Genomic DNA, 16,250 nt, shown 5'->3' with positions numbered 1-16,250 from the left:
CGCGGGCCGGTGCCAGTGGGTCGGTGTTCGGTGGGCGCCGGTGCGGCGTGAGTCCGGGCGGTGTCCGGTGGTCTGCGGGCCGCGATGCCGGGCGGCGCGCGACGCGTACGGCGTGTCGGCGGCCCCGGCACGGGGTGGGCGGCGGCGCCGAGTGAAGATGGACTGTCATGCCGAGCACCTCCGAACCGCCCACTGCCGAGACCGTCGAGGTCGTCGAGACCACGGGAACCGGTGTGACCGGGGTGACCGGGGTGACCGGTGCGGCCGCCGGGAGCGGTGGGGCCGTAGCGGCTGCTGAGGCGGTCGAGGCCGTCGAGGCCGTCGATCAGCCGCGCGGCGGTTTCCGGGTGCGGCTGGAGAACTTCGAAGGCCCCTTCGACCTGCTGCTCAGCCTGATCGCCAAGCACAAGCTGGATGTCACCGAGGTGGCGCTGGCCACGGTCACCGACGACTTCATGGCCCACATTCGCGCCGCCGGCCCGGACTGGGACCTGGACGCCGCGACCGAGTTCCTGGTGGTCGCCGCGACACTCCTCGACCTCAAGGCCGCCCGGCTGCTGCCGGCCGCCGAGGTCGAGGACGAGGAGGACCTCGCACTGCTGGAGGCGCGCGACCTGCTCTTCGCCCGGCTGCTGCAGTACCGGGCCTACAAGCGGGCGGCGGCCCTGTTCGGCGACCGCTGGGCCGCCGAGCTGCTCCGGCACCCCCGCAGCGTCGGGCTGGAGCCGCGGCACGCGCGGCTGCTCCCCGAGGTCGTCATCAGCATCGGCACGGAGCGGTTCGCGCAGCTCGCGGCGAAGGCGATGACGCCCAGGCCGAAGCCCGTCGTCTACGTCGACCACATCCACGCCCCGCCGGTCAGCGTGCGGGAGCAGGCCGGACTGGTGGTCGGGCTGCTCGCCGAGCTGGGCGAGGCCTCCTTCCAGCAACTGGTCGCCGACGCGCCGGACACCCTGGTCGTGGTCGCCCGCTTCCTGGCCCTGCTGGAGCTGTACCGGGAGCGGGTGCTCGCCTTCGAGCAGTCCGAGGCGCTGGGCGAGCTGCTGGTGCGCTGGGTGGCCGAGGAGGACCGCCGCGCGGTCGAGGTGACGGACGAGTTCGACCGGCCGGCGGGTGAGCGGAAGGAGGAGCGATGACGTCTGGCGCGAACGCCGGTGAGCGGCCGGTGCGGCGTCCGCTCGGTGTGCCGGGGCAGCCGAGGGCGGAGGAGTGGCTGGAGCCGGCACCCGGGGTGGTGGCGGCGGAGCCGGTGCTCGACGCGGCCGCCGAGGCGGTGGTGGCTGAGACCGTGACCGCCGAGGCGGTGGTGGCTGAGGTGGTGGCCGGTGAGGTGGCGGGTGCTGAGGCCCTGGCTGGTGGGGCGGTGGTGGCCGAACCCGTCCCGGAGGTGTCCGAGGTGCTGGTGGTGCACCAGAAGTCGGCTCTGTCGACTTCTGGCGGGGCAGGAGCCGAGCGGGCACCGGTCGAGGCGGCGCCGGCGGGCGGACCCGGGCTGAAGGCCGAGCTGGAGGCGATCCTGATGGTTGTCGACGAGCCCGCCGGGGAGGCCCGGCTGGCGTCCGTCCTGGAGCGACCGCGGGAGCAGGTGGCGTCGGCGCTGCGTGAGCTGTCCGCCGAGTACACCGCCCAGGGGCGGGGTTTCGACCTGCGGTTGGTGGCCGGCGGGTGGCGGTTCTACAGCCGGGCCGAGTGCGCTGCGGCCGTCGACCGCTTCGTTCTGGACGGCCAGCAGGCCCGGCTGACCCAGGCCGCGCTGGAGACTCTGGCGGTCGTCGCCTACCGGCAGCCGGTGTCCAGATCGCGGGTCTCGGCCGTCCGTGGTGTGAACTGTGACGGCGTGATGCGTACCCTGGTACAGCGAGGACTGGTGGAAGAGGCCGGATCCGAGCCCGAAACAGGTGCGATCCTGTATCGGACGACGAACTACTTCCTGGAACGGATGGGGCTCCGCGGCCTGGACGAGCTGCCGGAACTCGCTCCCTTCCTGCCCGAGGTCGACGACGTGGAAGCGGAGTCCCTGGAGGGCACGATGATCGCGGAGGCGGTCGCCGCCGCTGCCGCGCAGGTTGCGAACGGCAGTGGCGAGGCCGGTCGGGCTTCGCTCGATCGGTAGGGGGCGGTGAGGTCGGCCGAAACGACCGCACATCCCAGACGGAACGACGTACGGACACTTTGATGCGTAGCAGTGGCAACGGCAGGAACAGCAGCGGCGGCGGCGGTCGCGGCGGACAGGGCGGGGGCCGGGGCGGCGGCTCCTACGGGGGCGGCTCGGGTCGCAGCGGCGGCCCCGGCGCGGGCGCTTCGCGCGGGGGTTCGTCCGGCGGCGGCTCCTACGGCGGCGGCTCCGGTGCCTCGAGGGGTGGGTCGTCGGGTGGCGGCTCGTACGGGTCCGGTTCGGGCTCGCGGGGTGGGTCGTCGGGTGGCGGCTCGTACGGCGGCGGCTCGGGCTCGCGCGGCGGGTCGTCGGGTGGCGGCTCGTACGGCGGCGGCTCGGGCTCGCGCGGCGGGTCGTCGGGTGGTGGCTCGTACGGCGGCGGCTCGGGCTCCTCGCGTGGGGGCTCGTACGGCGGCTCCGGTTCGCGGGGCGGGTCCTACGGCGGCGGCTCCGGTGCCTCGCGGGGCGGCTCCGGCTCCTACGGGCGCGACGACCGGCGCGACGACCGCCGGGACGACCGGCGCGACGACCGCCGGTTCCCGGACCGCCCGCTGCGGCCCGAGGAGCGGCGCTACGACCGGCCCGAGTTCGGCGGCGGCCCCAACGCCACTCCCGCGCGCGGTGGCTTCACCGGCCGCCGTCCCGGCCCGGCCCCGCGGCCGCGCCGTGAGGGCCAGGGCGCCCCGGGCGACCCGCGGCGCCAGCCGCAGCGCTCGCGCGAGCTGCAGGCCAAGATCGAGGACGCCGTTCTCGCCCGGCACGACAAGCCGGCCGTGAAGGTGTCGAAGACCGGCAGCGAGGAGGGCGAGCGCCTGCAGAAGGTGCTGGCCCGGGCCGGCATCGGCAGCCGTCGGGCCTGCGAGGAGCTGATCGAGCAGGGCCGGGTCGAGGTCAACGGCAAGCGCGTGACCGAGCAGGGCAAGCGGGTCGACCCGGAGAAGGACGAGATCAAGGTGGACGGCCTGACCGTCGCCACCCAGTCCTACCTGTTCTTCGCGCTGAACAAGCCGGCCGGCGTGGTCTCCACGATGGAGGACCCGGACGGCCGCCAGTGCCTCGGCGACTACGTGACCAACCGGGAGACCAGGCTCTTCCACGTCGGTCGCCTGGACACCGAGACCGAGGGCATCATCCTGCTCACCAACCACGGCGAGCTGGCCCACCGCCTGACCCACCCCCGGTACGGCGTGACCAAGACCTACCTGGCCGCGATCCAGGGCCCGATCCCGCGGGACCTGGGCAAGCAGCTGGCCAAGGGCATCGAGCTGGAGGACGGCTTCGCCCGGGCCGACAGCTTCAAGGTGATCTCCAACGTCGGCAAGAACTACCTGGTCGAGGTGACCCTGCACGAGGGTCGCAAGCACATCGTCCGCCGGATGCTGTCCGAGGCCGGCTTCCCGGTCGAGAAGCTGGTCCGCACGCACTTCGGTCCGATCGCGCTGGGTGACCAGAAGTCCGGCTGGCTGCGCCGCCTGACCAACCCCGAGGTCGGTCAGCTGATGCATGAGGTCGGCCTGTAGGAAGGCAGAAGGTCGGCAGGAATCCGTGGGCCGGTGGGTGGAGGAACCACTCTCTAGACCGGTCGACATATTCTGGCCGGCTCTGTAGACCGGTCTGTATATTCCGCCTCGGTTCTGTGGACCGGTCTACATATTTCGCGCGACGGCCCGACCTCTCTGTAGACCGGTCTGCATATTCGAGCGTTCAGGAGGGCCTCCCCGTCACTTGGCGGGGAGGCCCTCCTGCTGTTCGGCGGGTTCTGCTGTGAGCCGGGACGCATCGCCTGGTCATCGCCTTGTCAGCGTCATGATCCGTGGCCGAAGATTGCCACCTGACCACGACTCGCCGGGTGGCGGGACTGCGCCACCCGGGGCGCGGGCGGGAGTCGAGACGGGGAGCGGCGTCGTGTCCGATGCACCACTCAGCACACTGGGACTGGCCGCGCCGGACGGACAGGTCTACGCGGCGTTGGTGGCCAACCCACAGTCCACGGCCGAGGACCTCGCGCTCTGCTGCGGTCTGACGCTCCAGCAGAGCGTCCGCGCACTGGACCGGTTGGCGCAGCAGGGCATGGCGACCCGGGCACCGGTGGACCGGCACCGCTTCCTTCCGGTGGCCCCCGATGTGGCGATAGGCACGCTGATCGGCCATCGCGAGTCCGAGCTGCGGCACGCCAGGGCCGAGATGCACCGCCTGATGGACGCCTTCCGGGAGGCCTCGCGCTACACCGACCCGGCGCACTCGGTCGAGGTGCTGACCGGTGGCGAGGCGATCGCCCAGCGGCTGGAGCACATCACCGAGACCAGCCAGTACCAGGTCCGCGGCTTCGACCGCCCCCCGTACATCCAGGACCCGGTGGCCAACATCCCGCTGCAGCGCGAGCGGATGCGGGAGGGGCTGCGGTTCCGGACCATCTACGACCGGGAGGCGGTCGCCTGGCCGGGCCGGCTGGAGAAGAACATCCTGGCCGGCGTCGCGGACGGTGAGGAGGCGCGGGTCCGGCCGGTGCTGCCGATGAAGATGATCATGTCGGACGACCGGATGGCGATCATCCCGATCAGTGTGGGTGACAGCGTCCTCGACGCGGCCTACGTGATCCACCCGTCGGCGCTGCTCCAGGCGCTGGACACCCTGTTCGAGGCGGAGTGGGAGCGGGCGGTCCAGCTCCAGTCCGCGATCGGCGCCGCCGAGGGCGCGCTGGAGCCGGAGGCCGACCACCGCAAGCTGCTGGGCCTGCTGGCGGCCGGCCTCACCGACGAGTCGATCGCCCGCTCGCTCGGCTGGAGCGCCCGGACCACCCAGCGCCGGCTGCAGAGCCTGATGCGGGAGCTGGGCGCCACCACCCGCTTCCAGGCCGGTATGGCGGCCCGGGAGCGGGGCTGGCTGTAGCGGGGGAGGCGCGGCCCGGGCGAGGACCGGGTCGGCTCAGCTCCAGGGGGTGAGGTGCGCCCAGCGGCCGTCCGGCCCGCGCTCGACCTTCTCCAGGCCGACCACGGCGGACCGGTTCAGCCGCCCGTAGATGTGCGGGAACAGCACACCGGGGGTGGCGCCGGGCGGCGGTGTGCCGTTCGGGACCTCCCACTTCACCATCGGTTCCACCAGCGACTCCTCGATCAGCAGCACCATCAGCGGACCGGGGGTGTCGGCGAAGAAGGCGTTGGCCACCGCGAGCGCCGTCCGCTCGTCCGCCGAGCAGTGGATGAACCCGTCGGTGAGCAGCGAGGCGGTGGCGTACGGCCGGCCGGGGTCGGCCAGCCAGTCGTCCAGAGGGGCGAGGTGCAGGATCATGTTCCTGTTGTACCCGACCGGTCGTCAGGGCGAGGGTGCGGCCGACCGGGCGCGGGTGGTGGTGTCACAGGCCGGCCACCTTCGCGGAGGCGGAGATCTCGTACACCAGCGTCACCGTCCGACGCGCGCCCGGGCCGAGCGGGAGGTCCCAGCGGACGATGCCCTCGGTGTCGAAGGCGTCCGGTGCCGGGGAGCACTCCTCCTTGCGCAGCCGCACCTCCACCGCCGACACCTCGGAGACCGGCACCCGCTCGCGCACCGTGACCAACTGTTCGTCCCGCTCCTCCGGGCCCGAGAAGCGGGAGATGTGCAGCCGCACCGTGCGGGTGGTCACCGAGCGCTGGGTGAGTCCGGCGGTGCCCTGCCGTTCGTCGGTCTCACGGACCACCCGGTAGCCGTCCGAGCTGCCGAACGCCAGCTCGGCCTCGGCGCCCGCCGCGGTGAAGGGCAGCTCGCCCCGGCCGGTGAAGCCGCTGCCGCGGATCAGTTCCACCGGGCCGGCGAGCAGCGCGTGCCCGGCCGCGTTGCGGAACCGGACCACCTGGGTCACCAGCGGCGACAGCTCGGGGGCGCACCCGAACTCGCCGGTGGCGGACGCGGTGAACGAGCCCAGCGGCACCCGGTGCGCCCGGCCGTCGGAGGGCACGGTGGCCGGGGCGGGGGCCCGTAGCACCCGGACCTCGCCGCCGTCGTCCACCCCCGGCACCGCCGCGGCCGGGCCGAGCGTGCTGATCGTCTCCTCGCGCAGTTCCACCTCGACCGTGCGGCGCTCCTCGGCGCTGCGGTCGCGCAGCGCCAGCACGTCCTCGGTGATCGCGGGTGGTGCGGTGGCCAGCGCGGACCGGGCGGTGGAGAGGGTGAGGCGGGCGCCCGTCCAGTCCTCGCCGGTGCGCTGCCAGACCACCGCCTCGGACTCCAGGCGCAGCGTTCCGTCCGCGAGGGTGGCCCGGTAGGACGGCCGCCAGACGGCGCACGGCACCAGATGGCTGACGGTCAGCCGGGCGGGGCCGGCGGCCGCCGCCTCGACGGTGAGGTCGAGGTGGGCGACCAGTTCGGCCGGCTCCTCCTCGGCCTCGTCGAGGGCGGTCCGGGCCTGCGAGCGCTCGACCTCCAGCTCCCGCAGCCGGGAGTGAACGGCCCGCAGCTCCTCGCCGTACCGCTCGCGCTCGGCGTCCACCCGGTCCAGCTCGCGCGTCCAGCGGGCCCGCTCGACCTCGCCGACGCCGGCCCCCTCGCCGACCTCGCGGAGCAGGTCGGCGCAGAGCTGGGCGAGCAGCGCCAGCCGGGCCTCCAGGCGGTGGCGCCGTTGGTCCTCAAGGCGGGCCCGGGCGTCGAGCTCGTGGACGCGGTGGCGCAGTGCGGAGTCGTCCGGACCGGGCGGAAGGGGCGCGCGCGGGGTCCAGGCCCGGACGATCCGGGCGTCCAGGACGCGGACGCCGCCGGGTACGGCCGTGGTCGCTCCGGGGGCGCCGGCGGCCTGGGTGGCCCCGGGGGCTCCGGCAGGCCGGGTGCTCCCGGCCGGGACGACGGCTTCGGCGCGCAGGGTCCGGTCGACGGCGAGCGCGGTGATCGGGCCGAGGCGCAGCCGCTGGACGCCGGCGGCGAGGTCGACGGTGACGGTGCGCTCGATCTGGCTGCGGTCCTCCAGGCAGGTGACGGCGGTGACCGGGAGGGGAATGGTCTCGCTGCTCATCGTTCAGTTCCTCCGGTTTCCGCCGACGATGGCCTTTCCGGCCGGGATTCTGATCTGGTACCCGCCGTCGAGCTCGGCGCGCCCGCCGGGCGGCAGTTCGATCCGCCAGAGCCGGGTGCTCGGCGGGCACTCCGGCGAGGGGACGGCGGGCGCGTGCCAGTCGGCCCGCTCCTCGATCCGGACCTCGCTGTCCGAGCTGACCGGTACGCGCTCGCGGACCTCCACGGTCACGGCGTGCCCGAGCCGGTTCGCCAACTCCACGTGCACCCGGTGGTCGAGCACGGTGCTGGTGTTCAGCATGCCCGTGGTGGACTCGTGCAGCTCGGTGCGGCGCGCCACCTCGACGCTCTCGGTGACACCGATGCCGAGCCGGCGCGTCCCGCCCGGGGCGAGGGTGGGCAGGGCGGCGGTGAGCAGGAACTCGTCGTCGACCGTGACCTCGACCGGGCCGGCCAGGACCGCCTGGGCCGTTCGGTTGGCGAGCACCAGCGTGCCGTACACCTTCTCCTCGACAGCGGGGACGGTGACGTACTCGGGCTGGACGGTCACCGGGATCTCGCCGATCGTGACGGTGTGCCAGCTGCCGTCGGACGGGACGTCGGCGGGGGCGGCGGCGTCGAACCGGTGGTCGAAGGAGCCGGCCGAGGCGCGCGGCGGCACGGCGTGGAGGGGGAGCTGGAGACCGGTCAGGGGGGAGCCGGCGGGTGCCGGGCGGGTCGCGGTCGGCGGGTGGAGCGTGCCGCGGAGTGCGGTGGGCTCGTCCGGTCCGGCCAGGACGAGCGAGGGGTAGTCGAGGAGCGTGGCGTCCGGGGTGGCGGGAGCCGGGGGTGCGAGCGGGGCCGCGGCGCCCCCGAACTCGTCGGCGAACGCGGACCCGGCCGCCTCGGTGGCGCCGCGCGCGGAGCGGGCCCGGCGGGCGAGCGGAGCCGGGGCCGGGGCCGCCGCCGGCGGGGGCAGCGGGCCGCCGGGCTGCGGGGGCGGCCCGCCGTAGCCGGCGAAGCCGAGGGACGGGAGCGGCGGCTCGTCGGCGGACCGGGTACCGCCGGGGTGGGGGCCACCGGGATGGGGGCCACTGGGGCGGGCGCCGCCCGCGTAGGGCGCGCCCGGTGCGGTGGGGGCGACGGGCGCGGCGAAGCGCGGGGGCGCGGCGGCGGTGACGGCCGCGACGGGGACCGGGCCGCGCCGGCGGGGCTCGGGGCGGGGGCCCACCGCGTCGAAGCCGGTGAAGAGGTCGCCCAGGCCGGCGGGGGGTTCGCGCCAGCCGGAGGGCGGTGGGGCGGGCTGGCTGCGGCCGATCCGCAGCGAGCGCAGCTTGGGCAGGTCGGTGCGCCGGTCCAGGTCGGCGGTGGAGAGCGCGAGGCGCACGCCGGTCCAGTCCTCGCCGGTCCGCTGGGCGACGGAGGCGCGCAGGACCAGCCGGCCGGTGTCGGAGCCCTGCTGGTAGGACAGCCGGTAGGCGGGTACCCAGCGGGCGGCCGGGACGCCGTACTCGAGCTCGATGTCGATCTCGGTGCCGGTGCCGGGCTCGGTGGCGGGGGCTGCGTTCTGGTCTTGGGCCTGGTCCTGGGCCTGTGCGGGGCCGGGGCCGGCGACGGGCCTCGTGAGGGTGAGCAGGACGGTCGCCGAGGTCTCCACCGGCCGGGTCGGCCCGGCGGTGGACGAACGTTCCACCCGGTCGGTCAGCGTCTCGGTCGCGTGCTCGGCCCGTTCGAGTTCCTCGGTCAGCTCCTCGGCGCGGAGTTGGAGTCGGGCGAGCCGCTCGTCGACGAACTCGGCCAGCTCCAGCCAGGCATCGGCGGGCGTACGGCGGAGCGGTTCGTCCTTCCGGCGGGCCGGCGGGACGGCGCGCAGCGCGGACGTCTCGGCGATGGCGTCGAGGGTCCGCCGGTGTCGCTCGCGGACGGCCGACTCGTGCTCCCTGGCGTCCTTCAACTGACGCCGGAGTGAGGGGAGTTCGTCGGGAGAGCGGAGCTCGGCGACGGGCTCCAGACGGGCCTCGGTGACGGCCGTGCCGGGCGGGCCGGAGAGCACCCGGGCCCGCAGCGACCGCCCGTCGAGCACCTGCGGCAGCCCGGTGAGCCGCAGTCGTCCGCCGGGCGGCAGGGCCACCCGGGCCCGGCGGCGGCAGACCGCGCCGGCGGCGTAGACCACGACCGAGTCGAGCACCGACGGGTGGGCCGGTACCGCCGCTTCGTCGGACCGCTTTCCGTTGTCTGTCCTGTGCTGATCGTCCACCCGGCCTACCCCTTCGTTCGCGCCGCTCGCGCCGATCGCGCGTTGCCGCCCCCTGGGCGGTCAGTCTGCCCCGCATCGGGGCGGACGTCCTCGGATTTCGCCCGTGCGCGGCGTGTGCGGCGTGCGTGTGTGTGTCGGTGTGTGTCTGGGTCCGCGTCCGTGTGCGTCCGCGTCTGTCCGTGCGGAGGTCCGTGCGTGCTGCTGGTGCGCGTGGTGTCGCGTGAGAGGGGACGGAGCCGGCGGTCGGGCGGTTGCGGTCGGAGTGGTCGCGGTCGGTCGGGGTGGGCCGTGGCCGCAGGGGTGGTGGGGATGCGAGAGGATGGGCGGGCACGTCAAGGTCAGCCCCGTGAGGAGAGCCACCCCGCCATGCGCACTGCCGCCGTCGTTGGTACCGGACTCATCGGCACCTCCGCCGCCCTCGCCCTGACCGCACGCGGGCTGACCGTTCATCTGGAGGACACCGACCCGGACGCGGCCCGCACCGCCGCGTCGCTCGGCGCCGGTACGACGGAGTCCGCCGACGGCCCGGTGGACCTGGCGATCATCGCGGTGCCGCCCGCGCTGGTCGGCAAGGTGCTCGCCGACTGCCAGCGGCGCGGACTGGCGCGCTGGTACACCGACGTGGCCAGCGTCAAGGACGGGCCGCGTGCCGAGGTGGCGGCGCTGGGCTGCGACACCGTCCACTACATCGGCAGCCACCCGATGGCCGGTCGCGAGCGTTCGGGCCCGCTGGCCGCGCGCGCCGACCTGTTCGAGGGGCGCCCCTGGGTGCTCACCCCCACCGCCGACACCGACACCGAGACGCTCAACGCCGTCCTGGAGCTGGTCGCCCTCTGCGGGGCGATGCCGATCGTGATGGACGCCGCCGCGCACGACCGCGCCGTCGCGCTGGTCTCGCATGCCCCTCAGCTGGTCTCCTCGCTGGTGGCGGCCCGGTTGGAGAAGGCCGACGAGACGGCCATAAGGCTCGCCGGCCAGGGGGTTCGGGACGTCACGCGGATCGCGGCGTCCAACCCGGGCATGTGGGTGGACATCCTCTCCGCCAACGCCGGCGCGGTCGCCGACATCCTGGAGGAGGTGGCCGTCGACCTCGGCGAGACCGTCACCGCCCTGCGCGCGATGCAGGCCGCCGAGGAAGGGGAGCGCCGGGCGGGCGCGGCCGGGATCGAGACGGTGATGCGCCGGGGCAACGCCGGCCAGTCGCGGATCCCGGGCAAGCACGGCGCGCCGCCCACCCGCTACGAGACGGTGGCGGTCGTGCTCGGCGACCAGCCGGGCGAGCTGGGCCGGCTCTTCGGCGAGGTCGGCGCCGCCGGGGTCAACATCGAGGACGTCGACATCGAGCACTCGACCGGGCAGCAGGTCGGCTTCGTCCAGCTCTCGGTCGCGCCGGCCGCCGTGATGCCGCTGACGGTGGCACTGCGGGCGAGCGGGTGGAGCGTCCGGGACTGAGCCCCGTGCCGAGTGCCGAGTCCGGTCACCGGCGCCGGCCGCCCGGTACGCGGCCGGCGCCGCTGGAGGACGAGCGGCTGATCGCGGCGGCGACCGGTGCGCCGGCGGCGATCCGGGGCGGCCGAGGGGGCGGCCGAGGGGCCGCCGCAGGGTGGGGACCGGCGAGGGGCGGGCGGGTGCCGACCACGGCCGGGCGGTCCCGCCGGGGAGCGGACCGGGCTCTGGCGCCGGTCCATTAACCTTGAGGGAGACATCCCCCGGTTTCACGCCGAACGGCACACGCCGTACTGGGTTCAGGTTTCGGGTCTCAGGCCCAGAGAGAGGTTCGCCCCGTGGACACTGCCGACCGAGCGCACGCCCCGGTCGTCGTCGCCATCGACGGACCCTCCGGCTCCGGCAAGTCGACCGTCTCCCGGGCGGTCGCCGCCCGGCTGGGCCTGAGCTTCTTGGACACCGGTGCGATGTACCGGGCGCTGACCTGGTGGATGCTGGCCAACGACGTGGACGTCGACGACCCGGAGGCCGTGACCGTCGCCTGCGGCAAGCCGGTGATCGTCTCCGGTACCGACGCGGCCGGTCCGACCATCACGGTGGACGGGCAGGACGTGTCCGGTCCGATCCGGGGCCCCGAGGTGACCGCGCGGGTCAGCGCCGTCGCGGCGGTGCCGGCCGTGCGGACGCGCCTGGTGGAGCTGCAGCGCGGCTGCGCCGAGGTCGCCGAGCGCGGCATCGTCGCCGAGGGCCGGGACATGGGCAGCGTGGTGTTCCCGGAGGCCACCGTCAAGATCTTCCTGACCGCCTCGGAGACGGCCCGGGCCGGGCGGCGGGCGGCCGAGCTGCGCGCCAAGGGCGTCGACGAGGCCACCATCGCCGAGATGGCCGCCGACCTGGCCCGCCGGGACAAGGCCGACTCCTCGCGCGAGACCGCCCCGCTGACCCAGGCCGTCGACGCCGTCCTGGTGGACACCAGCGAACTCACCCTGGACCAGGTGATCGGCACGATCATCGCGCTGGTGGAGGAGCGGGCCGGGCTGTCGGCGGTGTGAGCCGCTACGCGTCGTCCGGGGCCCGGGCCCCGGGACCGGTCGGTTCGCCGGCCGGGTTCCTCGTTCCGGGCTCATCGTTCCGGGCTCGCTGTCCGGGGCTCATCGTCCGCGACCTTCACCGGTCGCGGCTTGTTGTTCGGGAGCGCCCGCAGGGCGCCTCTCTGAAGTGATCGCGCTGCCCCGACCGGGGCAGGTACGCACGGCACGCCCCTGGGAAGGGCCGGGCCGGGAAACGGAAAACACGAACATGACCGCAGAGCACTCCGCCACCGGCCACGGTGAGCTGGACGCCGCCGAGTACGACGAATTCATGGCGCTCGCCGCCGAGGAGGGGTTCGACCCCGAGGACATCGACGGGCTCGGGGGCGCCGACCACGTGCCGCTGCCCGTGCTGGCCGTCGTCGGCCGCCCGAATGTCGGCAAGTCGACCCTGGTGAACCGCATCATCGGCCGCCGCGAGGCCGTCGTCGAGGACAAGCCGGGCGTCACCCGCGACCGGGTCAGCTACGAGGCGACCTGGAACGGCCGCCGCTTCAAGGTCGTCGACACCGGTGGCTGGGAGATCGACGTCCTCGGCATCGACGCCATGGTGGCGGCGCAGGCCGAGCTGGGCATCGAGACCGCCGACGCGGTGCTGTTCGTGGTCGACGCCACGGTCGGCGCCACCGACACGGACGAAGCCCTGATCAAGATCATTCGCCGGGCCGGCAAGCCGACCGTGCTCTGCGCGAACAAGGTCGACGGCCAGTCCACCGAGGCGGAGGCCGCGTACCTGTGGTCGCTCGGCCTCGGCGAGCCCTTCCCCGTCTCCGCGCTGCACGGCCGCGGCTCCGGTGACCTGCTCGACGCCGTCATGGCCGCCATGCCCGAGGCCCCGCCGCAGACCTTCGGCGTCGCCACCGGCGGTCCGCGTCGGGTCGCGCTGATCGGCCGGCCGAACGTCGGCAAGTCCAGCCTGCTCAACAAGGTCGCCGGCGAGGAGCGGGTGGTCGTCAACGAGCTGGCCGGCACCACCCGTGACCCGGTCGACGAGATGATCGAGCTCGGCGGCAAGACCTGGAAGTTCGTCGACACCGCCGGTATCCGCCGCCGGGTCCACATGACCGCCGGCGCGGACTTCTACGCCTCGCTGCGCACCTCCGCCGCGCTGGAGAAGGCCGAGGTCGCGGTTGTCCTGGTCGACGCCAGCGAGACCCTGACCGAGCAGGACACCCGGATCATCTCGATGGCCGTCGAGGCCGGGCGCGCCGTCGTCATCGCCTACAACAAGTGGGACCAGCTCGACGAGGAGCGCCGCTTCTACCTGGAGCGCGAGATCGAGCGCGATCTCGTCCAGGTGCAGTGGGCACCCCGGGTCAACGTCTCGGCGAAGACCGGCCGGCACATGGAGAAGCTCGTCCCGGCGATCGAGACCGCCCTGGACGGGTGGGAGACGCGCATCTCGACCGCGCGCCTGAACGCCTTCCTCGGCGAGCTGGTCGCGGCCCACCCGCACCCGATCCGCGGTGGCAAGCAGCCGCGCATCCTGTTCGGCACCCAGGCGGGCACCCGCCCGCCGCGCTTCGTGCTGTTCGCCTCGGGCTTCCTGGAGGCCGGGTACCGCCGGTTCGTCGAGCGCCGGCTGCGTGAGGAGTTCGGCTTCGTCGGCACGCCGATCTCGATCTCGGTGCGCGTGCGGGAGAAGCGCAAGCGCAAGTAGGGCCTCGGCGTGGGCGGCCGTCGTTCGGTGGCGGTCGCCCGGTCCAGGAGCCCGGTCACCCGGCGGCAGAGACGGCTTGACGGCAGAGACGGCTTGACGGCAGGGCCCCGCCACTTCGGTGGCGGGGCCCTGCCGCGTGTGTGCCGGGGTGTGCGCGGTGGTGGCGGTGGCTCTGCGGGTGCGGTCAGTGCTGCTCGCTGCTGCGGCCCGGGGGGAGCGAGAGCAGGTTGCGGTGGCGGCCGCCGGTGGCCGGGCCGGCACCCATCGCCGGGGCCGGGGCGGGCATCGGGTGCGGGACGGGGCCCAGGTAGCCGGCCGCGACCCAGCCCTGCCCGTTGGTGAACTGGGCTGCGGGCTGGGCGGGCTGGGCGGACTGGGCGGCCGGTCCGGCGTGGCCGAGGCCGTCACTGGTGGCGTCGGCGGGGGTGTGGTGGGCGGGGGTGTGGTGGGCGCTGTGGGTGCCCGTGCTGTGGGTGCCGGCGCTGTGGGTGCCGGCGCTGTGGGTGTCCGAGAGGTGCGTACCGGTGGGGTGCGTGGCGGTGGGGTGAGTACCGGTGGGGTGAGTACCGGTGGGGTGCGCGCCCGTGGTGTGGCCGGACTGGTTGGTGTGGTGGCCGGTGTGCCCGGGCCCGGTCTGCTGGCTCGGCATGAACTGCGGGATGCCGACGCCCTGGCCCGCGTACGTCTGGAACGCCTGGTGCTGCGGCGGGTACGGGCGCGGCTCGGCGAGCACCGGATAGCCGTCCCGGACGGCGAAGCCGGCGAACTTCAGGTTCTCCTCGCCCGAGCGGTCGCCGGGCAGTGCGCGGAACAGCCGCCGGTACTCCGAGTACAGCTCGTCGTAGATCGGTGTGGCCGAGTGCGGGTGCTCAGCGTCGTACGACGGGCGCATGCCCGGGATCACGCGGGGGGCGGTGGTGGACCGGTGGTGGGATGCGGAGACGTCGTAGCTGTACACATAGGGGCCAACGAGCGAGCCCGCCAGGGGATGCGGGGCGCGTCGGCCCGGCCGGAAGGTTGGCCTATGCCGATCGGGGGAGCGGATCGGCCGGTGGCGGGCCTTCCGACCGGGCCGGGTGGGGGCCGGCCGGGACGGCCGGTATCGGCTCCGCGGCCTGCCGGTGCGGGGTCGGGTGCGCCCGGGGGCTCAGGTGCCCGCGAGCGGAAGGGAGGCGCCGACCACCTGGCCCAGGGCGACGGCACGCTCCAGCGCCTGGCGGAGCAGGTCCTCGCGCGGCTGCCGGCCGACCATGCCGGCCGGGACCGCGTACATGGTGACCTCCGTGAGCTGGTTGGCGGCGAACCGCCAGGCATCGGTGACCTGGAGCGGCTGGTGCGCCTGCCACCATCCGGTGCTGCCCCCGGCCGCCGCCGGCTGCAGGATCGCGTGCAGCTTGCCCATCGCCACCAGGACGGACCAGCCGGACAGTTGGTCCGGCGTCTTGTCGAGGTCGGTGACGGGCTGGAAGCCGGCGTCCTGGAGAAGGTCAAGGAACTCGTCCGTGCCGCTGGTGTTGCCCGGACGGCCGACCGGTCCGGTGGGTTCGACGACGATCGAAGCGTGGCCGGTGCCGCCGTGCAGCACGAGACCGCAGGTGATGCCGAGGATGGCGGCCTGTCCCGGCGCCGTGGGCTGGGTGGCGGACGGGGCGGGGCTCGGGGCGGCCTGCCCCGGGATGGCGGGGGCGGTCACCGGCGCGGCCGGCGCCGGCCCGTCGGCCTGTGCCTGGCTGATGCTGCGCACCGCGCCCACCAGCTGCTCCTCGGACACCGGTACCACCTGGGAGGGGATGCAGCGGGCGTGGGCGAAGGCGAGTACCGCGGTCTCCTCGCCGACGAACAGCACCGTGCTGGTGGGCTCCTGGAGTGAGTCGCCGGGGGTCCGGCAGGAAGTGCACTCGTAGCTGTCGGGTGCGTGGGCGCCGCCGAGCAGGCGGTCGGCCTCGTCGTCGCCGATCTCGGATCGGACCTCGTCGCTGACGGCGAGCATGCGCGGCACTGGTACTCCTCGGGTTGTCGGGTCCGCCGGCTGTCAGGGATTGACGCGGGCGGGGAGCGGGGCGCTCCGGTCGGGCGGTGGGGGCGGGTGACGCGGGTCGGGCGGTGGGTCGGGTGATGCGGGTCGGGCGGTGGGACCGGCCGGCGGGGCGAGGGGCGTTTCCGGCCGCCTTTACCAACGGACCCCTGTGGCAGGGGTCACGGGTGGGTGTCGAGGCTGACGGGAATTGCCCCTGATCCGACCGCGCCACGTGGCCGACTGCTCACAATCTGTCGATGTCGGCGACGGGACTGCCGGAATGAAACCGTGAGGTGAGTCACGGCTGGGCGATGTTTGATCTAGGAAATGATGGCCATAACGGACAATTCGGGCACGCTTGCAAGGTCATTACCGCTGGTAACGCCTTGCTGAGCTGGGCAGACCGCCGGTTGTTTGGTTCCCCGGCGGCCGCCTCGTAGCTTCATTGGCGGTGCAACGAGCACCACCCGGGTTCACCCCCGACGCACAGCCCGCCGGTTCGACCCGGCGCAGGCAGTGCCCGCCGATGCGACCGCTCGATCTGGTCGCCGGTGCGTGGCGGGTGGCCGGGGCGGCGCGGCACGTCCGACACGTGCCCGGCCGCCCGATGGACGCGGCGAGCGATTCGGCTCCTTTCGAGGGTCTGGTTCCGCATGCCCGCCCGG

General features: G+C 74.3%; 12 protein-coding genes. 7 read left to right on the top strand and 5 right to left on the bottom strand.

Annotated features, from left to right (window positions below; translation table 11 throughout):
• Positions 1–167 precede the first annotated feature (167 nt).
• From ACIQTO_RS36255 to ACIQTO_RS36240, 4 genes are all read left to right on the top strand, one after another.
• The gene (locus tag ACIQTO_RS36255; RefSeq protein ID WP_402397496.1) at positions 168–1,136 is read left to right on the top strand and encodes a segregation and condensation protein A; all 969 of its coding nucleotides are present in this window, start codon (positions 168–170) and stop codon (positions 1,134–1,136) included.
• 383 nt (positions 1,137–1,519) lie between these two features.
• Positions 1,520–2,113: an SMC-Scp complex subunit ScpB gene (locus ACIQTO_RS36250; protein ID WP_402397548.1), complete on the top strand. Its 594-nt coding sequence runs from the start codon at positions 1,520–1,522 to the stop codon at positions 2,111–2,113.
• A gap of 62 nt (positions 2,114–2,175) precedes the next feature.
• A complete protein-coding gene (locus ACIQTO_RS36245; RefSeq protein ID WP_402397494.1) occupies positions 2,176–3,675 on the top strand; it encodes a pseudouridine synthase in 1,500 nt (499 codons plus the stop codon).
• A 385-nt stretch (positions 3,676–4,060) separates the two neighbouring features.
• On the top strand, positions 4,061–5,044 hold the full coding sequence (locus ACIQTO_RS36240; RefSeq protein ID WP_402397491.1) for a helix-turn-helix domain-containing protein: 984 nt from the start codon (positions 4,061–4,063) through the stop codon (positions 5,042–5,044).
• Between the two features lie 36 nt (positions 5,045–5,080).
• Here ACIQTO_RS36240 and ACIQTO_RS36235 read toward each other — a convergent pair whose 3' ends face one another.
• From ACIQTO_RS36235 to ACIQTO_RS36225, 3 genes are all read right to left on the bottom strand, one after another.
• Positions 5,081–5,443, bottom strand: a complete 363-nt coding sequence (locus tag ACIQTO_RS36235; RefSeq protein ID WP_402397489.1) for a DUF952 domain-containing protein — start codon at positions 5,441–5,443, stop codon at positions 5,081–5,083.
• Positions 5,444–5,507: 64 nt separating this feature from the next.
• On the bottom strand, positions 5,508–7,136 hold the full coding sequence (locus tag ACIQTO_RS36230; protein WP_402397486.1) for a mucoidy inhibitor MuiA family protein: 1,629 nt from the start codon (positions 7,134–7,136) through the stop codon (positions 5,508–5,510).
• A gap of 3 nt (positions 7,137–7,139) precedes the next feature.
• Entirely contained in the window at positions 7,140–9,371 is a 2,232-nt protein-coding gene (locus tag ACIQTO_RS36225; protein WP_402397483.1) for a DUF4139 domain-containing protein, read from the bottom strand.
• 366 nt (positions 9,372–9,737) lie between these two features.
• Between ACIQTO_RS36225 and ACIQTO_RS36220 the strand changes: the two genes are divergently transcribed.
• From ACIQTO_RS36220 to der, 3 genes are all read left to right on the top strand, one after another.
• A complete protein-coding gene (locus ACIQTO_RS36220; protein WP_402397480.1) occupies positions 9,738–10,823 on the top strand; it encodes a prephenate dehydrogenase in 1,086 nt (361 codons plus the stop codon).
• 332 nt (positions 10,824–11,155) lie between these two features.
• Entirely contained in the window at positions 11,156–11,869 is a 714-nt protein-coding gene (gene cmk / locus ACIQTO_RS36215; RefSeq protein WP_402397477.1) for a (d)CMP kinase, read from the top strand.
• Positions 11,870–12,116: 247 nt separating this feature from the next.
• Entirely contained in the window at positions 12,117–13,568 is a 1,452-nt protein-coding gene (gene der, locus ACIQTO_RS36210) for a ribosome biogenesis GTPase Der (RefSeq protein ID WP_402397475.1), read from the top strand.
• A 184-nt stretch (positions 13,569–13,752) separates the two neighbouring features.
• Here the strand turns inward: der and ACIQTO_RS36205 are convergent, their stop codons facing one another.
• Together ACIQTO_RS36205 and ACIQTO_RS36200 are read right to left on the bottom strand one after the other, a co-directional pair.
• Positions 13,753–14,460 (bottom strand): hypothetical protein, encoded by a 708-nt coding sequence (locus tag ACIQTO_RS36205; protein ID WP_402397473.1) that lies wholly within the window; start codon positions 14,458–14,460, stop codon positions 13,753–13,755.
• Between the two features lie 255 nt (positions 14,461–14,715).
• Positions 14,716–15,558, bottom strand: a complete 843-nt coding sequence (locus tag ACIQTO_RS36200; RefSeq protein WP_402397546.1) for a hypothetical protein — start codon at positions 15,556–15,558, stop codon at positions 14,716–14,718.
• Positions 15,559–16,250 lie beyond the last annotated feature (692 nt).

The organism is Kitasatospora sp. NPDC091207 (assembly GCF_044768625.1).
In the GTDB taxonomy this organism is placed as follows: Bacteria; Actinomycetota; Actinomycetes; order Streptomycetales; family Streptomycetaceae; genus Kitasatospora.
The sequence above is the reverse complement of the archived record's forward strand: the minus strand, read 5'-3'. Positions and strand labels throughout refer to the sequence as shown.

Excerpts from the sequence above, each read along its gene's own strand:
- ACIQTO_RS36235 (WP_402397489.1), bottom strand. The coding sequence starts at position 5,443 with ATGATCCTGCACCTCGCCCCTCTGGACGACTGGCTGGCCGACCCCGGC.
- ACIQTO_RS36245 (WP_402397494.1), top strand. The coding sequence starts at position 2,176 with ATGCGTAGCAGTGGCAACGGCAGGAACAGCAGCGGCGGCGGCGGTCGC.
- ACIQTO_RS36250 (WP_402397548.1), top strand. The coding sequence starts at position 1,520 with ATGGTTGTCGACGAGCCCGCCGGGGAGGCCCGGCTGGCGTCCGTCCTG.
- ACIQTO_RS36205 (WP_402397473.1), bottom strand. The coding sequence starts at position 14,460 with ATGCGCCCGTCGTACGACGCTGAGCACCCGCACTCGGCCACACCGATC.
- ACIQTO_RS36230 (WP_402397486.1), bottom strand. The coding sequence starts at position 7,136 with ATGAGCAGCGAGACCATTCCCCTCCCGGTCACCGCCGTCACCTGCCTG.
- ACIQTO_RS36255 (WP_402397496.1), top strand. The coding sequence starts at position 168 with ATGCCGAGCACCTCCGAACCGCCCACTGCCGAGACCGTCGAGGTCGTC.
- ACIQTO_RS36200 (WP_402397546.1), bottom strand. The coding sequence starts at position 15,558 with ATGCTCGCCGTCAGCGACGAGGTCCGATCCGAGATCGGCGACGACGAG.
- der (WP_402397475.1), top strand. The coding sequence starts at position 12,117 with ATGACCGCAGAGCACTCCGCCACCGGCCACGGTGAGCTGGACGCCGCC.
- ACIQTO_RS36220 (WP_402397480.1), top strand. The coding sequence starts at position 9,738 with ATGCGCACTGCCGCCGTCGTTGGTACCGGACTCATCGGCACCTCCGCC.